Genomic DNA, 21,341 nt, shown 5'->3' on the forward strand with positions numbered 1-21,341 from the left:
TAGGTGCTTGTTGCCCTCAAGACGATCTACCTTTTTAATCTTGTGTTTTAATGAACTGTTTCCAGTTAATCCTTTGCCTATTGCTGTCAGCGATAGGTTTTGCTTCTTTTGTAGTGAACATGCTACATCCATTAATGCTTGTAAACGTTTGCCATGGATAAAAGGACATTCCTCCATGAGATGGTCATGTAGTAAATCGATAGGTTCCATCATTTTCCCCAAACAAATTTGTTGGGGAAAATTAGATCACGACTTCAACTTTACTGCAATTATTTTTAGCAAATTTGAGGGGATATATCAGTGCGCGGGCAAGACCACTTTTGTTATCATGTACAGAACGTATATCGTAAATCCTGTGGCATTAATCTTTATCTTGAGCAATACTTATAACCCGAACATCAAACAAGGGAAAATTATGACAAAATGTTCTGCTCTTATTATTGCTTCATTACTCTGCTTTAATGCAGCCCATGCAGCGGAAATGTCTGCTACAGTCAATGCTACAGGGGCCAATCAAAACCCAATTGGTTCGGTGGTTTTTACTGAAACGCCTTTTGGTCTGCTGATTAAACCTAATCTGACAGGGCTTGCCCCTGGACTACATGGCTTTCATTTACATCAACATGCTGATTGCGGTTCTGACGGCATGGGAGCTGGTGGTCATTATGATCCTGCTAATACCAATAGCCATCAAGGGCCTTATGGTAATGGACACTTGGGTGACCTTCCGGTACTTTATGTATCTGATAATGGAGTAGCCAACACACCTACCCTTGCTCCTCGATTAAAATTAAATGATTTAAAGGGCTTATCGGTAATGATTCACGCTAATGGTGATAATTATTCGGATACTCCCCCCTTGGGCGGTGGTGGAGCACGGGTAGCCTGCGGTGCAATCAAGTAAGGTTCTTTTTGCCAGCTGCGGACTTAATCTCCGCAGCTTTTGTTTGTATGAACCATGCTACACTCATCACCTGTTAAACCATTCTCTTACTCACATACACCGCATGAATTACAGCACTTATTCTGCCAACACGAGCTATGGCTGCGGCTGAAAATCCGTGTTCATTTAACTGACGGGCATGTGAGCTGATACATGCTCCACAACCATTGAGTGATGAAACAGCTAGAGACAAGGTTTCAAAAGTGATTCTGTCGACGCCAGGGGTCATCATACCTTGCATTCTTAACCCGGTGGGTATCTGTTCCACTTCAGGATGTTCAGTCAAATGGACAAACCGGTAATAAATATTGGTCATCGCCATTAAACTTGCCGCTAATTGTGAGGCGTTAATGACCGACTCATCCTGAATTTCTTCTTTAATTTCTTTAATTAAATCCTGTTCGCCTAATGCATAAGCGACTGCCAGAGCAGAACCTAAAATCTGATGGTTACTCAGCCCATCATTGAATGATACGTCAAGAACCTTGCTTAAATTCAAGCGTATGTCTTTAGCGATATCTGGCAATGTGTTTTTTATATTCTCAATCATGGCACTTACCTCTACGTGAATTTATTTTAAATGGATGGTTTCTTCGCCTTTTTTCCAATTGCATGGACACAGCTCATCTGTTTGTAACGCATCTAAAACCCGTAACACTTCTGTTGGATTTCGTCCTACATTTAAATCGGTAACCATCACAAAACGGGTAATTCCCTGAGGGTCAACAATAAAAGTAGCTCTTTGAGCAACACCTTCCTGCTCATCTAATATCCCTAATTGGCTACACAACTCCCTCTTTACATCAGCAAGCATTGGAAAAGGCAAGTTATTTAAATCCGGGTGTTGATTTCTCCATGCCAAATGAACGAATTCGCTGTCTGTACTGCCTCCAAGTACTTGAGCATCCCGATCAGCAAATTCAGAATAAAGCTTGCCAAATTCAGCGATTTCTGTGGGGCAAACGAAGGTAAAATCTTTGGGCCAGAAAAAAAGAACCAGCCATTTCCCCTGATAAGTCTCATTTGTGATCACTTGAAACGCATTATTTAAATCATTACTGATGGTTGATTTAATTTGAAAAACCGGAAATTTATTGCCTACGGTAATCATGAACATTCTCCTAAGTGGATTAATCTGTCGTTCATCTTTAATTTAGGTGATATCCAAACATAAATAAAATCGATTATTTTTATTATAATGATAGATTTTATTGATTTATAATGTAAATTTAATCCCATTGTGTAAAAAATTTGGCTTTTATGGTTTTTATACACTACTTTTATAGAAGGGCCTGTTAAGGAATATTCTGTATGGAAGACCCATTCTCTGCATTGCTAAAATCCCTACAATCGGTATTTCATTTGGAAGCAATGAGAAACGGCAAATACTGCTATCCGGCGGTTCAACAGCTTAAAGATGCAACAGAACGCTATAATCCTAATACAAAAAATTCCTTCATCGCTCTACTTCGCGCCCTGAGAGAAGCGCTTCCTCACATTGAAAAATGGAGAGTTAATTTTGATGCTATCAGGCAATCAATGGATAAAATGGCTAAACTCCATCATATGCCTTCAATAGATTGGAATAAGATGTTATCGCATCCTAAAGTATCTCCAAAATTTCAATTCAGCGCACTAAATCACTCACGCTCTGAAGATAATCTGCTCGTATGGCTCACAAAGAAAACAGGAACGCCCCATACCAAGATGGATCACAGCGAGTTAACCCAGGCAATGTTGGACAATCAAGACAGGCATGGTTTTAGTCAAAAATTAAATGCACATTTAGAAAAGCAACCAGATTTTTTATTTAACTTGATTATGCAATCAGAAAAGAATTTTATTAAAATATCTCATTCTCGACTTAGCCTACATTTAACTGATATCCAACTGGCCAAAGCGATTATTCAACATACTCCCAATATGATACAGATACAAAAAGATCCCTTTGAACAGGTGGAATTGTTAATTCATAAACTCAATGACATATTATCCAACGGTCGATCGGTTTCAACCTTACTACGTAACGGTAAAGCCAAGCCCATATTAGATGCTTCTATATTTTTCAAAATATATCAAAGTGAAGAGTACGCAAATCGCCATGAAAAAAAACCATCAGTACCCACTGTAGTTAAATCAGAGACATTTAAACCCCGTTTATAAATCAGGAACCCAGGGTTAACTTCTGTTAGCTACTCACTTTTTATAAGCTAAATCGCCTCACATTAACGCAGAGTAAAATATTAGGGTCTGTTGACAATTCAAGTCTCGACGTCCCGCGACTTGTTCGCGGGATCCAATTCACTCTTTATAGGCGCAATATATTCTTGTTTTGCGCACGATCTATCGATTCCGCGAACAAGTCGCGGAAAGTAGGCTTGAATATAATGAAATATCAACAGCCCCTAAAAAAATGAGAAACGCTAAGGGATGAACCCTGGAATCGAAATTCCAGGGCAAATAGAACGAAACCTTTAATCCAGTAATCCCAAAGATTTAACAGTGTCGCGCTCTTGTCTCAACTCATTTAGAGTAATGTTAAACTTCTCTTGACCGTAATCATTTAATTGTAAGTTATCAATTACAATTAACTCACCTTTCTCGCGTCGGCATGGAACAGAGAAGATCAAACCTTCATCAACACCGTACTCACCTTGAGATCGACGCGATACAGAGAACGATTCACCTGCTGGAGTATCGGTTACTAAATGATTGACCCCAACAACAACACCATTGGCAGCTGAAGCAGCAGAAGAAGAACCACGTGCTTTAATTACCGCAGCGCCTCGTTGTTGAACCATAGGCACAAAAGTATCTTTTAACCAGGACTCATCATTGATCACTTTGGCAGCAGAAACCCCATTAATTTTAGCATTATAAAAATCAGGATATTGTGTTGCAGAGTGATTACCCCAAACAGTCATTTCAGTTACGGCAGTAACATCCACACCCGCTTTTTTAGCCAATTGAGTTCGTGCTCTTAACTCATCAAGGGTGGTCATGGCGAAAAATCGATCATTGGGAATGTCTTTAGCATGATGCATGGCAATCAGGCAATTAGTATTGCAAGGATTTCCAACTACAAATACTCTGACGTCATCACTGGCGTAATCATTAATGGCCTTACCTTGCTTCGTAAAGATGCCGCCATTAATCTGTAATAAATCAGAACGCTCCATACCTTGTTTGCGAGGTACTGAGCCAACTAATAATCCCCAGTTAATCCCATCCATTGCCGTATTCAGATCAGAGGTACACACAATGCGTTTTAGTAAGGGGAAAGCACAATCATCCAGCTCCATAGCAACACCTTCCAGTGAAGGAAGAGCAGCCTCGAGTTCCAGAAGATTCAATTCCACTTCAGTGTCAGCACCAAACATTTGGCCTGATGCAATCCGAAACAATAATGCATAACCTATTTGTCCCGCTGCGCCTGTTACCGCGACTCTCACTCGTTTCTTCGACATTTTATTTCCTCTTATTTAACCATTCTTTAGCTAAAAATAACGCAGCAATGCTGCGCGCCTCGGTAAAATCCGGTTTTTCCAATAACTCCATAGCAGCACTTAGAGGCCACTCAACCAGTTCCGGTGGTTCCGGTTCATCCCCGGATAAAGGCGAATGATACAATCCTTGAGCCACAACCACCTCAATTCGTGCTCCAAAATAACCTGGAGCCAAACTCATTGCACGAATCCAATGAAGTTCTTTCGCCGCAAATCCAGTTTCTTCCCGCAACTCTCTATTTGCAGCTTCAACAGGAGTCTCACCTTGATCAATAACCCCTTTAGGAAAAGCCAGCTCATAATTATCAGTACCTGCGGCATATTCCCGAACCAATAATAACGAGTCTCCAGGAGTAATCGCAACTACTAAAACAGCCCCGTGTCCATGACTTTTAATGCGTTCGTAAATTCTTTTTGCGCCGTTAGAAAACTCTAAATGCATCTCTTCAACAGTAAACAACCGTGATTTGGCAATCACCGCTCTCCGTTTACAAATTGGCTTTTCTCTCATAGTTCAATATCACTTATTTGGTGACAAAACAGTTGTCATGATACTATCGCATTCTCAAACAAGCCAGTCTAAAAAATTTAATGCGTCCATTATCTCTGTACATCCATATTCCGTGGTGCATTCGTAAATGCCCTTACTGCGACTTTAACTCGCACAAAAGCCCTGATGCCTTACCGGAACTCCAATATGTTCGTGCATTAATTGAAGATTTACAATCCGATTTAACTCGGTTTCCGGTTCGAGAAATCACCTCTATTTTTATCGGAGGAGGCACTCCCAGTCTTTTTTCTGCAGAAGCCTATAACATCTTATTTACTCAGTTAAAGCAATTGCTTCCTTTTGCTCCCGATATTGAAATCACAATGGAAGCGAATCCTGGCAGTGTTGAACAACAGCGCTTCACTGAATACAGACAAACGGGAATCAATCGTCTGTCGCTGGGAATCCAGAGTTTCAATCCTGTTCATTTAAAAGCACTGGGACGAATACATGACGAACATCAATCCCATGCAGCCATCATTGCTGCCCGAGCAGCCGGTTTTGATAATCTTAATCTCGACATCATGCACGGCTTGCCCAATCAAAGTGTCGAACAGGGACTTGCTGATCTGACCACTGCCTTAAACCATCAGCCAGAACATTTATCCTGGTACCAATTAACCATAGAACCAAATACTGTATTTTACAAAGAAAAACCGCCTCTTCCATCTGAGGATGATGCGTTTTTATTAGAAGAGCAAGGTTTGAACCTTTTAACGGAATCAGGTTATTCACGTTATGAAATTTCCGCATTTTCACAACCTGGCAGACAGGCACGTCACAACCTGAACTACTGGCTGTTTGGCGATTATCTGGGAATAGGGGCTGGAGCGCATGGAAAAATTACCACAGCACACTCGATACAAAGAACCAGAAAACACCGCCAGCCTAAAGATTATTTAAACCCGGACAAACCCTACCTGGCGCATAGTGAAGAAGTAAAGGATGACGATTTATTATTTGAGTTCATGCTTAATACTACTCGCCTGGAACAACCCATCCCGTTGGACTTGTTTAATCAAACAACAGGATTAAACTTAAATCGGTTGCTCCCCAAATTAAAAATAGCTCAGGATAAAAATCTTATCGTTTTAACCAATGACTATTGGCAAGTGTCTCCACTAGGAAGACGCTTTACTAATAACCTGCAAGCCCTTTTTTTACCTTGATCCTTAATTAATGCAATCATGACTCATGGGAATCAATTCGCTTCAAGTCAGCCAAAAATTCTCTCTCTGACAAGGCTCATCAAGCTCCTGTCACTTGCAATAAAATCACTAGAATCAATCAATTCCAAAAAAATAACTTTCAGTTGCTAGAACATTAAGATTATCTCATAATAAAAAATATTTTTGCTTAAGGAGCTCCAGGTGACTCTATTTCTATTCTTGGTAATTCTTGCCTATTTAATGGGTTCATTTTGCTCTGCAATCATCGTTTGTCGAGTATTTGGGTTACCTGACCCCACAGTAGAGGGTTCAAAAAATCCAGGTGCAACCAATGTCCTGCGCCTGGCAGGAAAAAAATATGCTGCCTTGGTGATGGTTGGCGACGTTCTAAAAGGAACTATTCCGGTTTTAATTGCAAAGGCACTAGGCGCAACCCCGGTCACTATAGCATTTACAGCTTTAGCAGCTGTTGTTGGTCATATGTTTCCAGTGTTTTTTAAATTCAAAGGGGGAAAAGGTGTCGCCACAGCGATAGGTGCATTGCTGGGATTTCACTTTATTATTGGCGTCCTGGTTGCTGCAACCTGGTTATTAGTCGCTAATTTTTCTCGATACTCCTCTTTAGCCTCAATTGTCGCCATATCCTTATCGCCCTTCTACACATTACTTCTGGTTGGTCGGCTGGATATATTCCCTCCATTATTTTTTATAGCTCTTTTGGTACTTTATAAACACAAAAACAACATTAACCGATTAATCGATGGTATAGAGCCAAAAATAAAATTCAAACAAGGCGTCATTAAAGACATCATGGAATCCCCTCCCGTGATCAATGAAAATGAAGAGATTCCATCTCCAAAACCCGTTGCCCATGCAGCTGAAACAGAACCAGTACAAGCTAAAGAAAAAACAAAAGAAAAAAAACCTAAAGCAAAAGCGCCAGCAAAGGACACTAAAACTCCCAAAACGGTAACCAGAAAAACAAGCAAAACAGAAGAGCCTGTAACAAAAGCGAAAGCAACTAAACCTAAAACAACAAAACCCAAAGTAACAAAGCCAAAAACAGAAAAACTTAAAGAAGAATAATTATCGAGTGAGTACCTGCATCAGGTACTCATCATACCCCTGAAAAGTCAGCTTTAAATGCCGGTTGCGAAAACTCCCTTTTAAAAAGGGCGCAGTGTACATCAAGTACATGAGCCTTTTTTTATAAGAGAATTTCACGTAAGATTCACCAAATACACCATACCTCTGAACTGTCGGATTTGAGTGCAGGTTGCGAAAACTCCCTTTTGAAAAAAGCGCAGTGTACATTAAATACATGAGCATTTTTTAAAAAGAAAGTTCTCGCAAGATACACCAAAGACACCATAACCCTGAACGGTCAGATTTGAGTACAGGTTGCGAAAACGCCCTGTTAAAAAAAGCGCAATGTACATAAAGTACATGAGCATTTTTTAAAAGGAACGTTCTTGCAAGATACGCCAAATACGCCATAACCCTGAACGGTCAGATTTGAGTGCAGGTTGCGAAAACTCCCTGTTAAAAAAAGCGCAATGTACATAAAGTACATGAGCATTTTTTAAAAGGAACGTTCTTGCAAGATACGCCAAATACGCCATAACCCTGAACGGTCAGATTTGAGTGCAGGTTGCGAAAACTCCCTGTTAAAAAAAGCGCAATGTACATAAAGTACATGAGCATTTTTTTAACAGGGAGTTCTCGCAAGATGCGCCAAATACGGCCGTTCAGGCGAGGGGCCAGCGCGCTTTGACCACCACCTCCTCCCCCAAATCCCTCTCACCCAAGACCATTCTCAAACAACCTGCATACGCAACCATTGCACCATTATCGGTACAATATTCAAGAGCAGGAAAATAAACTTCACCATTGATACTGGCCATCCACTCTTTTAAAGCAAAACGCAAGGCATTGTTTGCCCCTACGCCACCGGCAACAACCAGACGCTTGCAATTGGATTGTTGAATTGCCCTTTTGGCTTTGATAATTAGCGTTTCGACTACAGCGTTTTGAAATGCTTTTGCAATTTCTGAACGATCGGAGTCTTGTTTTGCACTTTGATTCCAGGTATTTAATGCAAACGTTTTTAATCCGCTAAAACTGAAATCCAATCCTGGCCTATCGGTCATGGGGCGAGGAAACCGATAGGGTGTTGTGGTGCATTGATCGGCGAGTCTGGCTAATACTGGACCACCGGGATAAGGAATACCCATGAGCTTGGCGGTTTTATCAAATGCTTCGCCTACTGCATCATCCAGTGTATCGCCTAACAATTGATACTCACCCATCTTTTTTACTTCTATGAGTTGACAATGCCCACCTGAAACAAGCAAGGCGATAAAGGGAAACTCCAGGGTTGGCGTTTCCATTTTTGCGGCCAATAAATGAGCTTCCAAATGATGAATTGCCAGAGCAGGAATTTGTAAGGCATAGGCAAAACTTTTTGCAAAACAGGAACCAACCAGTAATGCTCCGATTAAACCCGGACCTGCGGTATAAGCGATGCCATCCAGCTCGTTTTTATTTAATTGAGCGCGTTTGAGTACTTCATCGACCAGAGGAATTAAATAATTGACATGATCTCTTGATGCTAGTTCAGGGACAACTCCTCCATGTATTCTATGGGTTTCTATTTGTGAATGCAGGGCGTGAGCCAATAACCCGGATTTTGAATCATAAATTGCTACGCCTGTTTCATCACAGGACGACTCGATACCTAATACACGCATACACTACCCCAATACTGGCAATCAATAACCACGTGTGATTATATCACAAGCTCAGTCATGAACCGAAAGTAAAATTCATTCGATTAATGCTCTGGTCAGGCCTCAGAAAAAAACCTAAGCCCATTAACCGTTCTTAAGGTAAACCGACTACCTTCGATATTCATTCCATGAATAAAACAAAATTATCACATTAGATAAAATTGCGTTATAATGAATTATTAATAAAATAATAAGAAAGATTTAGTTTGGACTTGACGAGTGCGTCAACTAGCACTAGAATTGCCCACCTATTGAGATCAAATAACCAGAGGATTAGTTAATGCCTACCGTTCGTGTAAAAGAAGGCGAAAACCCAGAATATGCACTGCGCCGTTTCAAGCGCTCTTGTGAAAAAGCCGGTATTTTAACCGAATTACGCCGTCGTGAATTTTATGAAAAACCAACCGCTGAGCGTAAACGCAAACAAGCTGCTGCAGTAAAACGTCATCTGAAAAAAATTTCTCGCGATACTTCTTCACGACGTAGCATGAAACACCGACGTAAATAAGATTTACGCATTCGTTCACCCAATATTTTTTGAGTGAATGTTCAGATACAATACCAAGGTCACATTTTCATGTGGCCTTTTGGTTTTTAAGGAATAAATTATGTCCATAAAAGAACGTCTCAATAACGACATTAAAGACGCCATGCGCGCTAAAGATAAAAATTTACTGACTACACTCCGACTGATCACCGCAGCGGTCAAACAAATTGAAGTAGACGAGCGTATCGAAGTCACTGAAGAGCGAATGCTGGCCATTTTGGACAAAATGACCAAGCAACGTAAAGAATCCATCTCTCAGTATGAAAAAGCAAATCGCGATGATCTGGTTGCTCAGGAACAATTTGAGCTGGAAATAATCTCCAAATACCTGCCTGAACCCTTATCTGCAACAGAAATCGAGAACATGATCCAGGAAGCCATTACTGCAACAGGAGCGGAAAAAATGGCCGACATGGGTAAAGTAATGGGACAACTTAAAGCAAAACTGCAAGGTCGCGCTGATATGACTCAAGTGAGCGCCTTAATCAAGGCCAAATTGAGCTAAGGGATATTATGTCTGGCTTAATTCCACAGCCATTCATTGATGATCTCCTGCATCGCACCGATCTGGTTGAATTAATTGACAGTTATGTTCCTCTGAAAAAAAGAGGAACAAGTCATATTGCCTGCTGTCCATTTCATAATGAAAAAACCCCTTCCTTCAACGTTGTAGCAAAAAAACAGTTTTATCACTGCTTTGGTTGTGGCGCATCAGGTAATGCGATCAGTTTTCTGATGAACTACCTGAATCAAGGCTTTATTGATGCTGTTGAAACTCTGGCGACTCGACTTGGATTAACCGTCCCCAGAGATGGTCAGGTAGAAAAAAATAATACATCCAATGACCTGTACAAATTACTGTCTGAAGTCAGCCAATATTATCAAAAAAAATTAAAACACGATGGACAGAGTGCTATCGATTATCTTCGCAAAAGAGGCCTGAGCGGAGCTGTAGCCAAGCTCTATCAATTAGGTTTTGCCTCTGATGGCTGGCACAATCTTGAAAAATCATTTCCTCGAAATCAACGTGAGTTGATAGCGACAGGAATGTTAATTAAGAATGATGACGGAAAAATCTATGACCGTTACCGAAACAGAATTATGTTCCCTATTCATGATCGCCATGGGCGAATTATTGGATTTGGTGGGCGGGTTCTGGATCCCGAACAAAAACCCAAATATCTGAACTCCCCTGAAACAGTGATTTTTCAGAAAAGTCGCGAACTATATGGCTTGCATCAGATTTTAAGTCAAAACAAAACCCCCGAATACATTATTCTGGTTGAAGGGTATATGGACGTCATCGCCCTGGCGCAGCATGGAATCATGAATGCCGTAGCAACATTGGGCACAGCTACAAGTACCTACCACATCCAATTATTAGCGAAACATACCAAACACCTGATTTTTTGTTTCGATGGCGATGCAGCTGGAAGGCAAGCGGCATGGAGAGGATTGGAAAGCAGCTTGCCTCATTTGAACTCAGGATTGGATGCAGGGTTCATTTTTTTACCTGATGGACATGATCCCGACAGTCTGGTGCGTGAAGAAGGAAAAGAGAATTTTTTAGCCCGCCTTAAACAGGCAATCCCCCTGCATCGATACTTCTTTGACAGCTTGGCCAAGGACATTAATCTTCAAAATCCAGCAGGGAAAACGCAACTCATTAATTCAGCTAAACCTTTTTTACAAAAAATGGAAGAAGGTTCTTTCAAGCAACTATTGATTGATGATTTAGCCCGATTGACTCACATAGACAATCACAGACTCAATCAACTCATTACCCAGCAAACAGAAGTTAATGCAACGGAGCAAACAGCGAGCATTTCCAGATCGCCGCTGAGAATAGCTATTGCACTGCTCTTACAAAATCCTGACATTTACAAACGTATCACACAGCAAATTTCCCCGGATCTACTGAATAAAAAAGAACATCACATTTTACTTCAGATACTCCACCAATTAGAATTAAACCCTCAGGCAACTACAGCAACATTAATCGAATACTGGCGCACTACTCAGTATTTTGAAGCGATTAATCGTTTAGCCTCATGGGATCATCAAGTTCCTGAAGAAGAGCTAATAAAAGAATTTATTGATACGTTATTATTTTTACAAAAGCAGAATAAAGAGCTTATAATAAGACAATTGATTGATAAATCCCGGAAAGAGGGTTTAACCGAAACCGAACGCAACAATTTACAGCAGATGTTAAAAGAAAGGCATCATCAGACGGATTTAGAAAAATAAAAAATCTGAAAAGCTGGTATGTTGACGCTACCCGGTTTATAATCAAACCCTTTTTGTTGACCCTAATTGTTCCTAAAAGAAGTGCCTATGACCACAAATGACCAAGAACAGCAAAGCTCACAAATTACCAAAGTCATTAGCCTTGGTAAAGAACAAGGTTATTTGACCTATAGTCAAATAAACGACCTACTGCCGAATATAGTAGATACAGAGCATTTTGATGTCATCATAAGCATGCTTGAAGGCATGAACATCAAAGTATTTGAGCAACCACCGGGAGATGATGAACTCGCGCTCCTGCTCAATACTGAAGAAGTGCCTGATATCGAAGAAGCAGCTATGGTACTGGCGTCGGTTGATAAGGAAACAGGTCGAACCACCGATCCTGTGCGGATGTACATGCGAGAAATGGGAACAGTAGAACTACTGACCCGTGAAGGTGAAATACGCATAGCCAAACGGATTGAAGAAGGGATTTATCAGGTTCTAAAATCTCTTGCCCACTACCCTGAAACAGTACAATTAGTTCTTGATGATTACGATCGCTTCAACGCTGAAGAGATACGACTCAATGAAATTATCAGTGGTTTTGCTGACTCAGATGAAGAAATTGCCCCAGCAGCCAACATTGGCTCCATGCTTGATGAAGATCAGCAGGAAGAAGTCATTCTTAGTGTTGTTGATGAAGAAGACGAAGATGGTGAAGGTGGACTGGCAGAAGTCGATGACGGGCCCAATCCTGAGCAAGCCAAAGTGTACTTTGATGAACTGCGGGAAAACTTCAATAATGCGATGGTCGCATTAAAAGAACACGGCAGAACCAATAAAAAGACTTTGGAATTACTGGAAATTATGTCCGATTCCTTCCTGAAACTGAAACTCACCTCAAGACAGGTTGATCGATTAACACGTCATTTCCGCCAACTCCGAAATCACATTAGAGAATTTGAGCGCGGAATCATGCGTCTTTGCATTGAAAAAGCCCGCATTCCACGCAAACTATTCATTGACACATTCCCAGGCCAGGAAACTGATCTGACCTGGCTTGAAACCCTGTGCACAAAACAAGCGAAAAAACTGGATTTAGCACGCATAGAAGAACATAAAGAAGAAATTTTACGCCTACAAAGCAGATTAGCCTCCTTTGAAGTTGAATACGGCTTGATCATCAGTGAAATTAAAGACATCAATCGTAAGATGTCTATTGGTGAAGCTAAAGCAAGACGCGCTAAAAAAGAGATGGTTGAAGCAAACCTGCGTTTGGTAATTTCCATTGCCAAGAAATACACCAACCGAGGACTGCAATTCCTGGACTTAATTCAGGAAGGAAACATCGGACTGATGAAAGCAGTGGATAAATTTGAATACCGACGTGGATACAAGTTCTCTACTTATGCTACCTGGTGGATCAGACAAGCAATCACCCGTTCCATTGCGGATCAGGCACGTACCATACGTATACCGGTACACATGATTGAGACCATCAACAAGCTGAACCGTATATCACGCCAGATTCTTCAGGAAACCGGACGTGAAGCAACACCGGAAGAATTAGCAGAAAAAATGGAACTGAGCGAAGATAAAATTCGCAAAGTACTGAAGATTGCTAAAGAACCCATTTCCATGGAAACCCCAGTTGGTGACGATGATGACTCTCATTTAGGCGACTTTATTGAAGACAACAACATCGAATCTCCAATTGACATGGCAACCGCGGAAGGCTTAAGAGAAGCAACTCTGGAAATATTGGAAACATTAACACCAAGAGAAGCAAAAGTCCTGCGTATGCGTTTCGGCATCGAAATGAACACCGACCATACTCTGGAAGAAGTAGGAAAACAATTTGATGTAACCCGTGAGCGTATACGTCAAATTGAAGCAAAAGCGCTACGAAAACTACGCCACCCTTCCCGTTCAGAGAAACTGCGAAGTTTCCTGGAAGGCGATGAAGGCTAAATTAATTGCCGTTTTTTAAACGGCAATTAAAAAATAAAAAAAACAGTAGAACATAAATCAAAATCAGTTTAAAATGACCCCTCTCGTCGGGCCCATAGCTCAGTTGGTCAGAGCAGCGGACTCATAATCCGTTGGTCCTAGGTTCAAGTCCTAGTGGGCCCACCAATTAAAGTCAGTAAAATCAATAAGTTACACTTGATACCTTAAACCCCTAGAAACCCGCTTCGGGACTTCTTCGGGACCTGCGTGCAAAATCTAAAGCGAAATTGCACTTACACCACTATTTGCTACCTTCCTGGTTTTAAAATTTGTGTTCCGCAACAAAGTCAAAACCACCCCACTCTTTTGCTTCTCACAAACTCTATTGGCTGCATCAAATAGGTTCTGTAACTCAGCCGATGAATAGTGCGTGGTGATTCGCCCAGAACGATGTCCTAACAAGTCCTGTCTGTCTTCAAAACTTACCCCAGCAGCACGTAACCGACGGCCAAAGGTATGCTTTAAATCATGCACTCGCACATGTGGCAATTCAGATTTAACTCTGGCATTTCGCCAACCCGTTGATAAAATCCGGGCTAAAGGTCTACCTTTAAAGCTAAACACATGCGTTGGATGCTTTCCACGCTCTCCATTCACAGCTGATCTGGCTGTATCATTACAAACGACCAGTCGTTCTTCACCATTTTTGACCAACTCAGCTGGTATGATAAACACCATAATATGCGGCATTTCAGGAATTTTAATTTCCCATTCCCAACGCAGCTCACATATCTCTTGATCCCGACAACCAGTATTAACGGCAAATAAAGCCATCTTTTCCAAGTGTTGCGGTAACTCATCAAAGAGTCGATGTTGCTCATCCCAATTCAGTGGATAAGGCTTGCGCAAATCATGCTCCGGTAAGAGCTTAATTTTAGGCGCATTAGCCAACCAGGTTAAGCCAAACTCATCCATCCATTCGCTTGCTGCCAGATTCAGAATTCGCCGTACCACCTTCAAACCATGATTAATGGTTCTCGTTGATACACCATCCTTTCTTCTGCCTTCAATGAAGGGTTGCAACGAACCTATGTGGATAGATTCTAACGACAAATCACCAATGTACTTTACAACTTCACGTAAACGCCCTGCATCGTCATCAATGCTGCGTTTATGCTGATTTTCCATTAGAAATTTGGTTGCGGCTTCCATAAAACTTCGCTTTGGCCTGACACCATATACCGTTGCTTGGCGAATTTCATCAATTCGTCTTGCTAGATATTTCTCGGCTTCTTCGAGGTCGCCTGTACCAGTGCTTTCGCAAAGTCTGTATCCAAAGATTTTTTTGTCAATTTGCCAGTGACTACCTTTTTTGTAGATCCCTGGTATTCGTTTTCGTCCCATAATTCCAAACTCCTACGCTTGGATGCCGCGGGTCGATCACTACACTGTATATAATCGTCTACCCACGCGTCTAAATCAAGTCGATCAAAAGCCACACCCTGTGTACCAATAACAATTTCTCGTATGCCAGGTCGTACTTCTTCATTAAAACGATGTCGATCCATGCCCACGTATGCTGGTGCGTCTCTGAGACGTATTAATCTTGGTAATATGTTAAATCTGCTCATCATTTCATCCTGAATCAAAATGTTCGTCTGATGTTGTGATTAATCCATTCCTCAATCACGTCCTTATGCCATACCAAAGTTGTACCGTGTAACTTCACGGGTTTAGGAAAACGCCCATCCGTCCACCAGCGACGTAATGTCAAACGATCTTTGCCAATGATGGCTACAACATCATTAATAAACAAAACTTGTTGTGTAAATAATTCATTCACAGGTTGCATTATTGATTCTCCAAATCCTTTTGTTACTTAAGAAGCACACGTGCTTTCCATTCACCCTTGAGTTCCATATCAGTTACCGTGGTAAACAATTTCAATAAATTGATTTCAACCTTACTTTCTTTTGGTAACCGACCATATTGGTGTATCAATTGCAAATGAGCTACTGACGAGTTGGATAAGTTGGCAATTCGTTGTAGAGAATAGTTGGTGGAATCCAGTAAATACTGAATGATCCCTTTATAGATGGTGATCTTCTGATCATGAAACATGCGACATACTCCTGTAAAACATGTGTACTAAAGTCCAATTCGCGTCAAATTAACATTTAGCATCATTTGACGAAACTTATATTAAAACGATATTAATTTTATTATCAATATGTGTTTTAAAGAAATTTAAATCAATATACGATATGATATTGAATGATACCGTTTTATATGATAATTTTTTTATGACGTTCGATTACAAGGATAATTTTATGAGTAAGGGACTCTATCAATCGTTTGCTAACCGCTTGATTAGCACTCTCAAAGATAAAGGATATACTGCCTCACGTTCTCCAAATGGGATATGTATTAAAACTCTAGCTGAGTTTACTGGTGCGTCCGAACAGATCTGTCGCCGTTACATACGAGGGGATGCTTTACCCGACTATGAAAAAGTCAAACAGCTGGCTTTACATCTTACGGTAAGCCCTGGCTGGCTGCTTTTTGGCGAAGACGATCATGCGGTATCTAAAGAAAATGAAGTCGATGAAAAATTGCTTCATTACATCTTAAAACACAGTCACCACTTATATCCCGTATCTCATGGGAGTAATGACGATTACGCCGATTTTGTGTTAGGATTGATCAAAGAAGTCAAAGCAATTGACACTTCGGAGAATAATTTACTAAAAATCATTGACTTGGCTCTTGGTTCAATTTCTTCCTATGAAGAAAAGAGAAAAAAGCATAGTCATGCAGTTTAAAAAGTTTGTAGATAAGGATGTAACAGCTGTGGAAGTAACGCTTCACCCCAAAGCCAAGGAATTTCTCTTTGAACACTTTGTCACCATGCGCAAGGTGTTCTCTGATGTACTAGGGCAAGTAGAAACAGACTACATTTCTATTGCTCTTATTAACCAAACAGGACAAATATTTTTCCTGTCCTCTAAACCATCCATCGAACAGAATTTAATTGAGAAGCACCTCTGGCTGTTTGATGGCTGCTATCAATCCAGCTTTTTTAGCCAGGATAAACCTAAACTATGGAACGAACTTCTTCATAAGGGGCATACAGAGTTAATAAAAAAATATAAGCAAATAGAACCAGGACTAATTACCGGCATTTCTATTCCGGCTGAATACGATTCTTATAAAGTTATTTTCTCTTTCGGATTAAAACGGATAAATCCATACATTCAGAGTAAAACATCAATCCTTTGCGAGAAATTACTGGCCATGGGGAAATATGCGTTAAGGCAAATTCAAGACTATTTAACCTTTCCTGACAAACTGCCATACACGATAGCCAAACCAAAACTGAAATTAATCATTAACAATCAGGTGACCTATGAACACACTCCTGGATAAGGACGATCCCATTTTAAGACAAACCGCTGAGCCAATCGCTGAATCAGAATTTGGTAGCAGCTGGTTAAAAGAGTTGATTAAGGCCATGTTCGGCATTATGGCTGACAAGGGCGCTGTGGGTGTCGCAGCTCCCCAAATTGGGATCAGCAAACGAGTTATTGTATTTAGTACTGAATATACCAAACGAAGAAAACCTGAATATCCCATTCCTGATACAGCTTTAATTAATCCTTCCTTAAAGATCCTTTCCAAGGAAATTCAAATTGGTCATGAAGGCTGCCTTAATTGCGGCGAAATAATGGGCGAGGTTCCAAGAGCTATGGAGATTGAATATTCCGGCTTTGATATAGATGGAAATAGAATTACTAAGAAAGCTTCCGGCTTAGAAGCGCGTATCCTTCAGCATGAAATTGACCACCTGGATGGATTTTTATTTTTAGACCGAGTGGAAGATCAAGATTCACTAACCACCTTATCGGCAATGCAAAGTAAAGGATAAATCGCATGAAGCATCAAACCCGAATCATACTGGCAGGTACATTAGGTAATTTAATTGAATCGTTTGACATGGCCATTTGTGGCCTACTCTCAGTCTATATTGCCAAATACCTAATGGGTGATGCATCTAAAGGGTTATTTCTTGTTTTTCTAACTTTCTTTGCAGGATATCTTGCTCGTCCAATTGGCGCTATAATGATGGGTTTATTATCTGACATCTATGGAAGGAAGATTATCCTAGCGGCATCCATCCTAACAATGGGACTATCCACATCATTAATTGGTTTTATACCCCCTAATAACACAATCGGAATCATATCAGTCCTATTGTTGCTCTCGCTCAGAGTCATACAAAGTTTTTCTTGTGGAGCAGAATATCTCAACTCATCAACATATCTTGTAGAAAATGCTGAGACTACAAAAAAAGGGTTTACCGGTAGTTGGGCTTCATTTGGAGCGATGGCAGGAATGATGCTGGCATCGTTGGTAACACTTTCTTTGACTTATTTCGTAGACAATTATCCTGAACATGAATGGTTCATTTGGCGCATACCATTTGTACTCGCTTTGCTAGGCTCCACAATTGGTTTATATATCAGGTTATGTATACCTGAAAGTATGGAATATATTATGTATTATGCAGATAGGCCAAAACCAAAATTGAGAAACTTATTTTCAGAAACAGTACAATACATCAAAACAAGAAAGCTCCAATCACTATACGTTTTTTTCTTAAGTAGTCTTGGAGTCACTACCACATTTCAAATCTATATATATGGACCGATGCAAGCACGCTTGTCGGGTAACTTTTCTGATCAACAAATTATGACCTCTAATATTATTTCACTAATCGTACTGCTTTGTTTATTCCCATTAGTGGGGCGACTATCTGACAAAGTAAATAGAGAAAGGATTATGATTGCCGCAAGTTTTGGTTTTCTTGTTCTATCCATACCTTTTTTTTATTCACTATCAAAAGGTGATTTTCACCAGTTACTTTTAGGCCAAACCATGATTTCTATCCCCGCAGGAGCTTATTATGCAACTGTACCGGTGATTTTAGCTGAGATGTTTCCACTTAAGCTGCGATGTAGTGTATTATCGGTACTGTATTCAACAGCTGCAAGTTTATCGGCTGGACTTGCTCCACTAATTTCTTTTATATTGGTTAAAAAGACTTTAATTTCAACGTCTCCTTCGATTTTGACAATTATTCTAGTGGTTATTATTTACATAATATTGTGCATGAAATTTTACATGGTTAATAAATACAATAAGATATTTTTGACAAACTCTGTCCAATGAACCAGTTAAATAATTCATTGTTTACTTTATGAGTGACGTCGGAAAGAAACTTAACAATCGAGAAAAAAATGATTAATAAGTTAACAATAAAAGAATTAAAACAAGAGGCAGCAATATTCGCTGAAATTGAGACAAAATATGATGAACCAGGCCTTTATGGCGTAACTGATGGTAAAGCTGTTGGAACTTATCTTGAGCATAAATTCACCGCATATCTTTTAGAAAAGTATGTCTGTGAAAAGGGAAATTCTGCATCTGGAATTGACTTACCTGGTTTAGAGGTTGATATAAAAGTCACTAGCATCAAACAACCCCAATCTTCATGCCCCCTTTAAATCAGCAACACAAAAAGTATACGGTCTTGGTTATAATCTTTTAATATTTGTATATGAAAAATATGATGACCATACTAATAAAACAGGCCGCTTGGATATGCAACATACTATTTTTGTTGAACGAGAAAGAACTGCTGATTTTCAAACAACAAAGGGCTTATTGGATATTCTTGGTAGAAATGGAAATAAAGATGACATTATGGCTTTTTTGATCGAAAGAAATTTACCTGTTGACGAAATTGGAGCGGACCAATTAGCTGAGCAAATTATAAATTTGCCACCCAAATTAGGATATCTTACTATTTCCAACGCATTACAATGGAGACTTCAATATTCACGTGTAATTCAACAAGCAGGAAATGTCGATGGCATTACAAGGATTAGGTAAATGAAAAAAAATTTAGATAAATCTCAATTTGGTGATTTTCAAACTCCATTTGAGCTTGCTGAAAAAGTAGTGCAATTACTTATAACAAAACACAAAATAAAACCCGATATAATTATTGAACCTAGTTGTGGTAAAGGTGCTTTTATTCAAGCAGCCTTAAAACATTTTGATAATTCGACCCTATTAGGATTCGATATAAATGAAGTATATATTCAAGATGCCTTAAGTTTATTAGTAAATCAGCAAAAAAATAGGAATATATCTATTAATGTAGGCGACTTTTTCCAAATAGATTGGTTACCAAAAATTGAGAAATATAAAGGTAATCTATTAATTCTTGGTAATCCTCCATGGGTTACAAGCAGTGAACTTGGCTCATTAAACAGTAATAACGTACCCTCCAAATCAAATTTTCAATTACGAAGAGGTATAGATGCAATTACTGGATCTGGCAATTTTGATATATCAGAATGGATGCTTTTACAAAATATAGACTGGCTGTCTAATCGAGAAGGTACCATTGCAGTATTATGTAAATATTCTGTGGCAAGAAAAGTAATGAAGCAAATACGAATAACCCACAAACATCTTTTCTCTGGATATATATATACAATTGATGCTAAACATTATTTTGATGCGTCAGTAGAAGCCTGCCTATTTGTTTTAACAAAAGAAGATAGTATTGCTGATTATGAGGTTTATGAAGAACTTAGTTCTACCTCACCATCCTATATTATAGGTGAGCGAGATGGATATCTTTTAAGAGATATAACAAAATACAGTAAATGGAAACACCTTATAGGAAAGGAGCAAGAGTATATATGGAGATCGGGGTTAAAACATGACTGTTCAAAAGTTATGGAACTTGAACCTATTGATGGAAGTTATAAAAATGGCTTTGGGGAAATCGTAGATCTTGAAGACAATTATATTTATCCCTTCCTTAAGAGTTCTGATATTGGTAATTCCAGAATAGATTTTAATAGGAAAACTGTTATTGTTACTCAGAAATTTGTAGGTGAAGACACCTCTATGGTTAAAAACATTGCACCTAAAATATGGCAGTATTTGGAGTCATATTCTAATTTGTTAAATGGGAGAAAAAGCTCAATTTATAAAGGTAAGCCCGCATATTCAATTTTTGGCGTCGGAGATTACACTTTTAAATCTTGGAAAATAGCTATATCTGGCTTATATAAAAAATTAAACTTTTGCTTAATTCCTCCTATGAAAGGAAAGCCTGTTATATTTGATGATACAGTAAATTTTTTATCTTTTGATTCGGAAAATGAAGCAAGATTTATCTATAAATTAATTACTTCAAAAATTGCAGAAGAGTTTTACAGCTCAATGATTTTTTGGGATGAAAAACGGCCTATTACTACAGACATATTGTAAGCGGTTAATTAACCCCATCTTTTAAATCAAAAGCTAATTTCAGATACTTGCTGCCATTGAATAACGCAGGAGTATTTAAATGAAAGTATCATCAAACGCCTATAAACAAGGCTTCTGGAAAGAACATTCAGAATCGTGGAAAGCAAGCGGGTTAACGCAGCAGGCTTATTGTGAACAAGAAGGAGTCAGCTACCGCAGCTTTGTTTATCAGCACAATCGGTTAGCGAGTCAATCAAAAAAAGCGTCGTTAAAGTTTATTGAAGCGAAACCAGGGTCAGTAGCTATTAATAATCAAGCAGCAG

The 21,341-nt window shown here is 39.6% G+C and carries 24 protein-coding genes, 1 tRNA gene and 1 pseudogene; 17 read left to right on the forward strand and 9 right to left on the reverse strand.

Features of this window, described 5'->3' with window-relative positions:
* Nucleotides 1-213 (reverse strand): annotated as a pseudogene (locus G543_RS19005) (IS4 family transposase); the annotation flags it as partial.
* Nucleotides 214-415: 202 nt separating this feature from the next.
* On the opposite strand from G543_RS19005, the gene G543_RS0109585 reads away from it, so the two are divergent.
* Nucleotides 416-904, forward strand: a complete 489-nt coding sequence (locus tag G543_RS0109585; RefSeq protein ID WP_028384330.1) for a superoxide dismutase family protein — start codon at nucleotides 416-418, stop codon at nucleotides 902-904.
* Nucleotides 905-977: 73 nt separating this feature from the next.
* Here the strand turns inward: G543_RS0109585 and G543_RS0109590 are convergent, their stop codons facing one another.
* Together G543_RS0109590 and G543_RS0109595 are read right to left on the reverse strand one after the other, a co-directional pair.
* Nucleotides 978-1,493, reverse strand: coding sequence for a carboxymuconolactone decarboxylase family protein (locus G543_RS0109590; RefSeq protein ID WP_028384331.1), 516 nt, complete (start codon nucleotides 1,491-1,493; stop codon nucleotides 978-980).
* A gap of 21 nt (nucleotides 1,494-1,514) precedes the next feature.
* Nucleotides 1,515-2,054: a peroxiredoxin gene (locus G543_RS0109595; protein ID WP_028384332.1), complete on the reverse strand. Its 540-nt coding sequence runs from the start codon at nucleotides 2,052-2,054 to the stop codon at nucleotides 1,515-1,517.
* Nucleotides 2,055-2,254: 200 nt separating this feature from the next.
* Between G543_RS0109595 and G543_RS0109600 the strand changes: the two genes are divergently transcribed.
* Complete coding sequence (locus G543_RS0109600; protein ID WP_028384333.1) at nucleotides 2,255-3,106, forward strand: hypothetical protein; 852 nt, start codon at nucleotides 2,255-2,257, stop codon at nucleotides 3,104-3,106.
* Nucleotides 3,107-3,417: 311 nt separating this feature from the next.
* Here G543_RS0109600 and G543_RS0109605 read toward each other — a convergent pair whose 3' ends face one another.
* Together G543_RS0109605 and nudE are read right to left on the reverse strand one after the other, a co-directional pair.
* On the reverse strand, nucleotides 3,418-4,410 hold the full coding sequence (locus G543_RS0109605) for a malate dehydrogenase (protein WP_028384334.1): 993 nt from the start codon (nucleotides 4,408-4,410) through the stop codon (nucleotides 3,418-3,420).
* Nucleotide 4,411: 1 nt separating this feature from the next.
* Nucleotides 4,412-4,960, reverse strand: a complete 549-nt coding sequence (nudE, locus tag G543_RS0109610) for an ADP compounds hydrolase NudE (protein WP_028384335.1) — start codon at nucleotides 4,958-4,960, stop codon at nucleotides 4,412-4,414.
* Nucleotides 4,961-5,040: 80 nt separating this feature from the next.
* On the opposite strand from nudE, the gene hemW reads away from it, so the two are divergent.
* Nucleotides 5,041-6,168, forward strand: a complete 1,128-nt coding sequence (hemW, locus tag G543_RS0109615) for a radical SAM family heme chaperone HemW (RefSeq protein ID WP_028384336.1) — start codon at nucleotides 5,041-5,043, stop codon at nucleotides 6,166-6,168.
* Nucleotides 6,169-6,369: 201 nt separating this feature from the next.
* Nucleotides 6,370-7,254: a glycerol-3-phosphate 1-O-acyltransferase PlsY gene (plsY, locus tag G543_RS0109620; protein WP_028384337.1), complete on the forward strand. Its 885-nt coding sequence runs from the start codon at nucleotides 6,370-6,372 to the stop codon at nucleotides 7,252-7,254.
* 662 nt (nucleotides 7,255-7,916) lie between these two features.
* On the opposite strand, the gene tsaD is transcribed toward plsY, so the two are convergent.
* Complete coding sequence (tsaD, locus tag G543_RS0109625; RefSeq protein WP_028384338.1) at nucleotides 7,917-8,918, reverse strand: tRNA (adenosine(37)-N6)-threonylcarbamoyltransferase complex transferase subunit TsaD; 1,002 nt, start codon at nucleotides 8,916-8,918, stop codon at nucleotides 7,917-7,919.
* A 319-nt stretch (nucleotides 8,919-9,237) separates the two neighbouring features.
* On the opposite strand from tsaD, the gene rpsU reads away from it, so the two are divergent.
* From rpsU to G543_RS0109650, 5 genes are all read left to right on the forward strand, one after another.
* Nucleotides 9,238-9,465, forward strand: coding sequence for a 30S ribosomal protein S21 (gene rpsU, locus G543_RS0109630; RefSeq protein WP_018576467.1), 228 nt, complete (start codon nucleotides 9,238-9,240; stop codon nucleotides 9,463-9,465).
* A gap of 100 nt (nucleotides 9,466-9,565) precedes the next feature.
* Nucleotides 9,566-10,009 carry a GatB/YqeY domain-containing protein gene (locus G543_RS0109635; RefSeq protein ID WP_028384339.1) on the forward strand — a complete coding sequence of 148 codons (444 nt, stop codon included), beginning with the start codon at nucleotides 9,566-9,568 and terminating at the stop codon, nucleotides 10,007-10,009.
* An 8-nt stretch (nucleotides 10,010-10,017) separates the two neighbouring features.
* Nucleotides 10,018-11,754, forward strand: coding sequence for a DNA primase (dnaG, locus tag G543_RS0109640; RefSeq protein WP_028384340.1), 1,737 nt, complete (start codon nucleotides 10,018-10,020; stop codon nucleotides 11,752-11,754).
* An 87-nt stretch (nucleotides 11,755-11,841) separates the two neighbouring features.
* Entirely contained in the window at nucleotides 11,842-13,710 is a 1,869-nt protein-coding gene (gene rpoD, locus G543_RS0109645) for an RNA polymerase sigma factor RpoD (protein ID WP_028384341.1), read from the forward strand.
* Between the two features lie 88 nt (nucleotides 13,711-13,798).
* Nucleotides 13,799-13,875, forward strand: a tRNA-Ile gene (locus tag G543_RS0109650).
* Nucleotides 13,876-13,965: 90 nt separating this feature from the next.
* Here G543_RS0109650 and G543_RS17595 read toward each other — a convergent pair.
* The 3 genes from G543_RS17595 to G543_RS0109670 all read right to left on the reverse strand — a co-directional run bounded on the left by G543_RS17595 (nucleotide 13,966) and on the right by G543_RS0109670 (nucleotide 15,810).
* Nucleotides 13,966-15,093, reverse strand: a complete 1,128-nt coding sequence (locus G543_RS17595; protein ID WP_028384342.1) for a tyrosine-type recombinase/integrase — start codon at nucleotides 15,091-15,093, stop codon at nucleotides 13,966-13,968.
* A gap of 241 nt (nucleotides 15,094-15,334) precedes the next feature.
* Nucleotides 15,335-15,541 (reverse strand): helix-turn-helix transcriptional regulator, encoded by a 207-nt coding sequence (locus G543_RS0109665; RefSeq protein ID WP_028384343.1) that lies wholly within the window; start codon nucleotides 15,539-15,541, stop codon nucleotides 15,335-15,337.
* A gap of 23 nt (nucleotides 15,542-15,564) precedes the next feature.
* Nucleotides 15,565-15,810, reverse strand: a complete 246-nt coding sequence (locus G543_RS0109670; protein ID WP_028384344.1) for a hypothetical protein — start codon at nucleotides 15,808-15,810, stop codon at nucleotides 15,565-15,567.
* Between the two features lie 209 nt (nucleotides 15,811-16,019).
* Here G543_RS0109670 and G543_RS0109675 point away from each other — a divergent pair, with 209 nt between their 5' ends.
* The 8 genes from G543_RS0109675 to tnpA all read left to right on the forward strand — a co-directional run.
* Nucleotides 16,020-16,511, forward strand: a complete 492-nt coding sequence (locus G543_RS0109675) for a helix-turn-helix domain-containing protein (protein ID WP_028384345.1) — start codon at nucleotides 16,020-16,022, stop codon at nucleotides 16,509-16,511.
* Entirely contained in the window at nucleotides 16,501-17,115 is a 615-nt protein-coding gene (locus G543_RS0109680) for a hypothetical protein (protein WP_028384346.1), read from the forward strand. Before G543_RS0109675 ends, G543_RS0109680 begins: the two co-directional genes overlap by 11 nt.
* Nucleotides 17,096-17,614 carry a peptide deformylase gene (def, locus tag G543_RS0109685; protein ID WP_028384347.1) on the forward strand — a complete coding sequence of 173 codons (519 nt, stop codon included), beginning with the start codon at nucleotides 17,096-17,098 and terminating at the stop codon, nucleotides 17,612-17,614. The genes G543_RS0109680 and def overlap by 20 nt, the downstream gene beginning before the upstream one ends.
* A gap of 5 nt (nucleotides 17,615-17,619) precedes the next feature.
* The gene (locus tag G543_RS0109690) at nucleotides 17,620-18,918 is read left to right on the forward strand and encodes an MFS transporter (protein WP_028384348.1); all 1,299 of its coding nucleotides are present in this window, start codon (nucleotides 17,620-17,622) and stop codon (nucleotides 18,916-18,918) included.
* A gap of 68 nt (nucleotides 18,919-18,986) precedes the next feature.
* Nucleotides 18,987-19,253, forward strand: coding sequence for a hypothetical protein (locus G543_RS19230; RefSeq protein WP_202972355.1), 267 nt, complete (start codon nucleotides 18,987-18,989; stop codon nucleotides 19,251-19,253).
* A gap of 97 nt (nucleotides 19,254-19,350) precedes the next feature.
* Nucleotides 19,351-19,641: a hypothetical protein gene (locus G543_RS19235; protein ID WP_202972356.1), complete on the forward strand. Its 291-nt coding sequence runs from the start codon at nucleotides 19,351-19,353 to the stop codon at nucleotides 19,639-19,641.
* Nucleotides 19,642-21,039 carry a DNA methyltransferase family protein gene (locus G543_RS17610; protein WP_035921947.1) on the forward strand — a complete coding sequence of 466 codons (1,398 nt, stop codon included), beginning with the start codon at nucleotides 19,642-19,644 and terminating at the stop codon, nucleotides 21,037-21,039.
* Between the two features lie 79 nt (nucleotides 21,040-21,118).
* Nucleotides 21,119-21,341, forward strand: a 223-nt coding sequence (gene tnpA, locus G543_RS17615; protein WP_035921941.1) for an IS66 family insertion sequence element accessory protein TnpA, incomplete at its 3' end; no start/stop codon positions are given.

The sequence above is a fragment of the Legionella moravica DSM 19234 genome, assembly GCF_000423305.1.
GTDB classification, from domain to species: domain Bacteria; phylum Pseudomonadota; class Gammaproteobacteria; order Legionellales; family Legionellaceae; genus Legionella; species Legionella moravica.

Excerpts from the sequence above, each read along its gene's own strand:
- G543_RS0109585 (WP_028384330.1), top strand. The coding sequence starts at position 416 with ATGACAAAATGTTCTGCTCTTATTATTGCTTCATTACTCTGCTTTAAT.
- G543_RS0109590 (WP_028384331.1), bottom strand. The coding sequence starts at position 1,493 with ATGATTGAGAATATAAAAAACACATTGCCAGATATCGCTAAAGACATA.
- G543_RS0109595 (WP_028384332.1), bottom strand. The coding sequence starts at position 2,054 with ATGATTACCGTAGGCAATAAATTTCCGGTTTTTCAAATTAAATCAACC.
- G543_RS0109600 (WP_028384333.1), top strand. The coding sequence starts at position 2,255 with ATGGAAGACCCATTCTCTGCATTGCTAAAATCCCTACAATCGGTATTT.
- G543_RS0109605 (WP_028384334.1), bottom strand. The coding sequence starts at position 4,410 with ATGTCGAAGAAACGAGTGAGAGTCGCGGTAACAGGCGCAGCGGGACAA.
- nudE (WP_028384335.1), bottom strand. The coding sequence starts at position 4,960 with ATGAGAGAAAAGCCAATTTGTAAACGGAGAGCGGTGATTGCCAAATCA.
- hemW (WP_028384336.1), top strand. The coding sequence starts at position 5,041 with ATGCGTCCATTATCTCTGTACATCCATATTCCGTGGTGCATTCGTAAA.
- tsaD (WP_028384338.1), bottom strand. The coding sequence starts at position 8,918 with ATGCGTGTATTAGGTATCGAGTCGTCCTGTGATGAAACAGGCGTAGCA.
- rpsU (WP_018576467.1), top strand. The coding sequence starts at position 9,238 with ATGCCTACCGTTCGTGTAAAAGAAGGCGAAAACCCAGAATATGCACTG.
- G543_RS0109635 (WP_028384339.1), top strand. The coding sequence starts at position 9,566 with ATGTCCATAAAAGAACGTCTCAATAACGACATTAAAGACGCCATGCGC.
- dnaG (WP_028384340.1), top strand. The coding sequence starts at position 10,018 with ATGTCTGGCTTAATTCCACAGCCATTCATTGATGATCTCCTGCATCGC.
- rpoD (WP_028384341.1), top strand. The coding sequence starts at position 11,842 with ATGACCACAAATGACCAAGAACAGCAAAGCTCACAAATTACCAAAGTC.
- G543_RS17595 (WP_028384342.1), bottom strand. The coding sequence starts at position 15,093 with ATGGGACGAAAACGAATACCAGGGATCTACAAAAAAGGTAGTCACTGG.
- G543_RS0109665 (WP_028384343.1), bottom strand. The coding sequence starts at position 15,541 with ATGCAACCTGTGAATGAATTATTTACACAACAAGTTTTGTTTATTAAT.
- G543_RS0109670 (WP_028384344.1), bottom strand. The coding sequence starts at position 15,810 with ATGTTTCATGATCAGAAGATCACCATCTATAAAGGGATCATTCAGTAT.
- G543_RS0109675 (WP_028384345.1), top strand. The coding sequence starts at position 16,020 with ATGAGTAAGGGACTCTATCAATCGTTTGCTAACCGCTTGATTAGCACT.
- G543_RS0109680 (WP_028384346.1), top strand. The coding sequence starts at position 16,501 with ATGCAGTTTAAAAAGTTTGTAGATAAGGATGTAACAGCTGTGGAAGTA.
- def (WP_028384347.1), top strand. The coding sequence starts at position 17,096 with ATGAACACACTCCTGGATAAGGACGATCCCATTTTAAGACAAACCGCT.
- G543_RS0109690 (WP_028384348.1), top strand. The coding sequence starts at position 17,620 with ATGAAGCATCAAACCCGAATCATACTGGCAGGTACATTAGGTAATTTA.
- G543_RS19230 (WP_202972355.1), top strand. The coding sequence starts at position 18,987 with ATGATTAATAAGTTAACAATAAAAGAATTAAAACAAGAGGCAGCAATA.
- G543_RS19235 (WP_202972356.1), top strand. The coding sequence starts at position 19,351 with ATGCAACATACTATTTTTGTTGAACGAGAAAGAACTGCTGATTTTCAA.
- G543_RS17610 (WP_035921947.1), top strand. The coding sequence starts at position 19,642 with ATGAAAAAAAATTTAGATAAATCTCAATTTGGTGATTTTCAAACTCCA.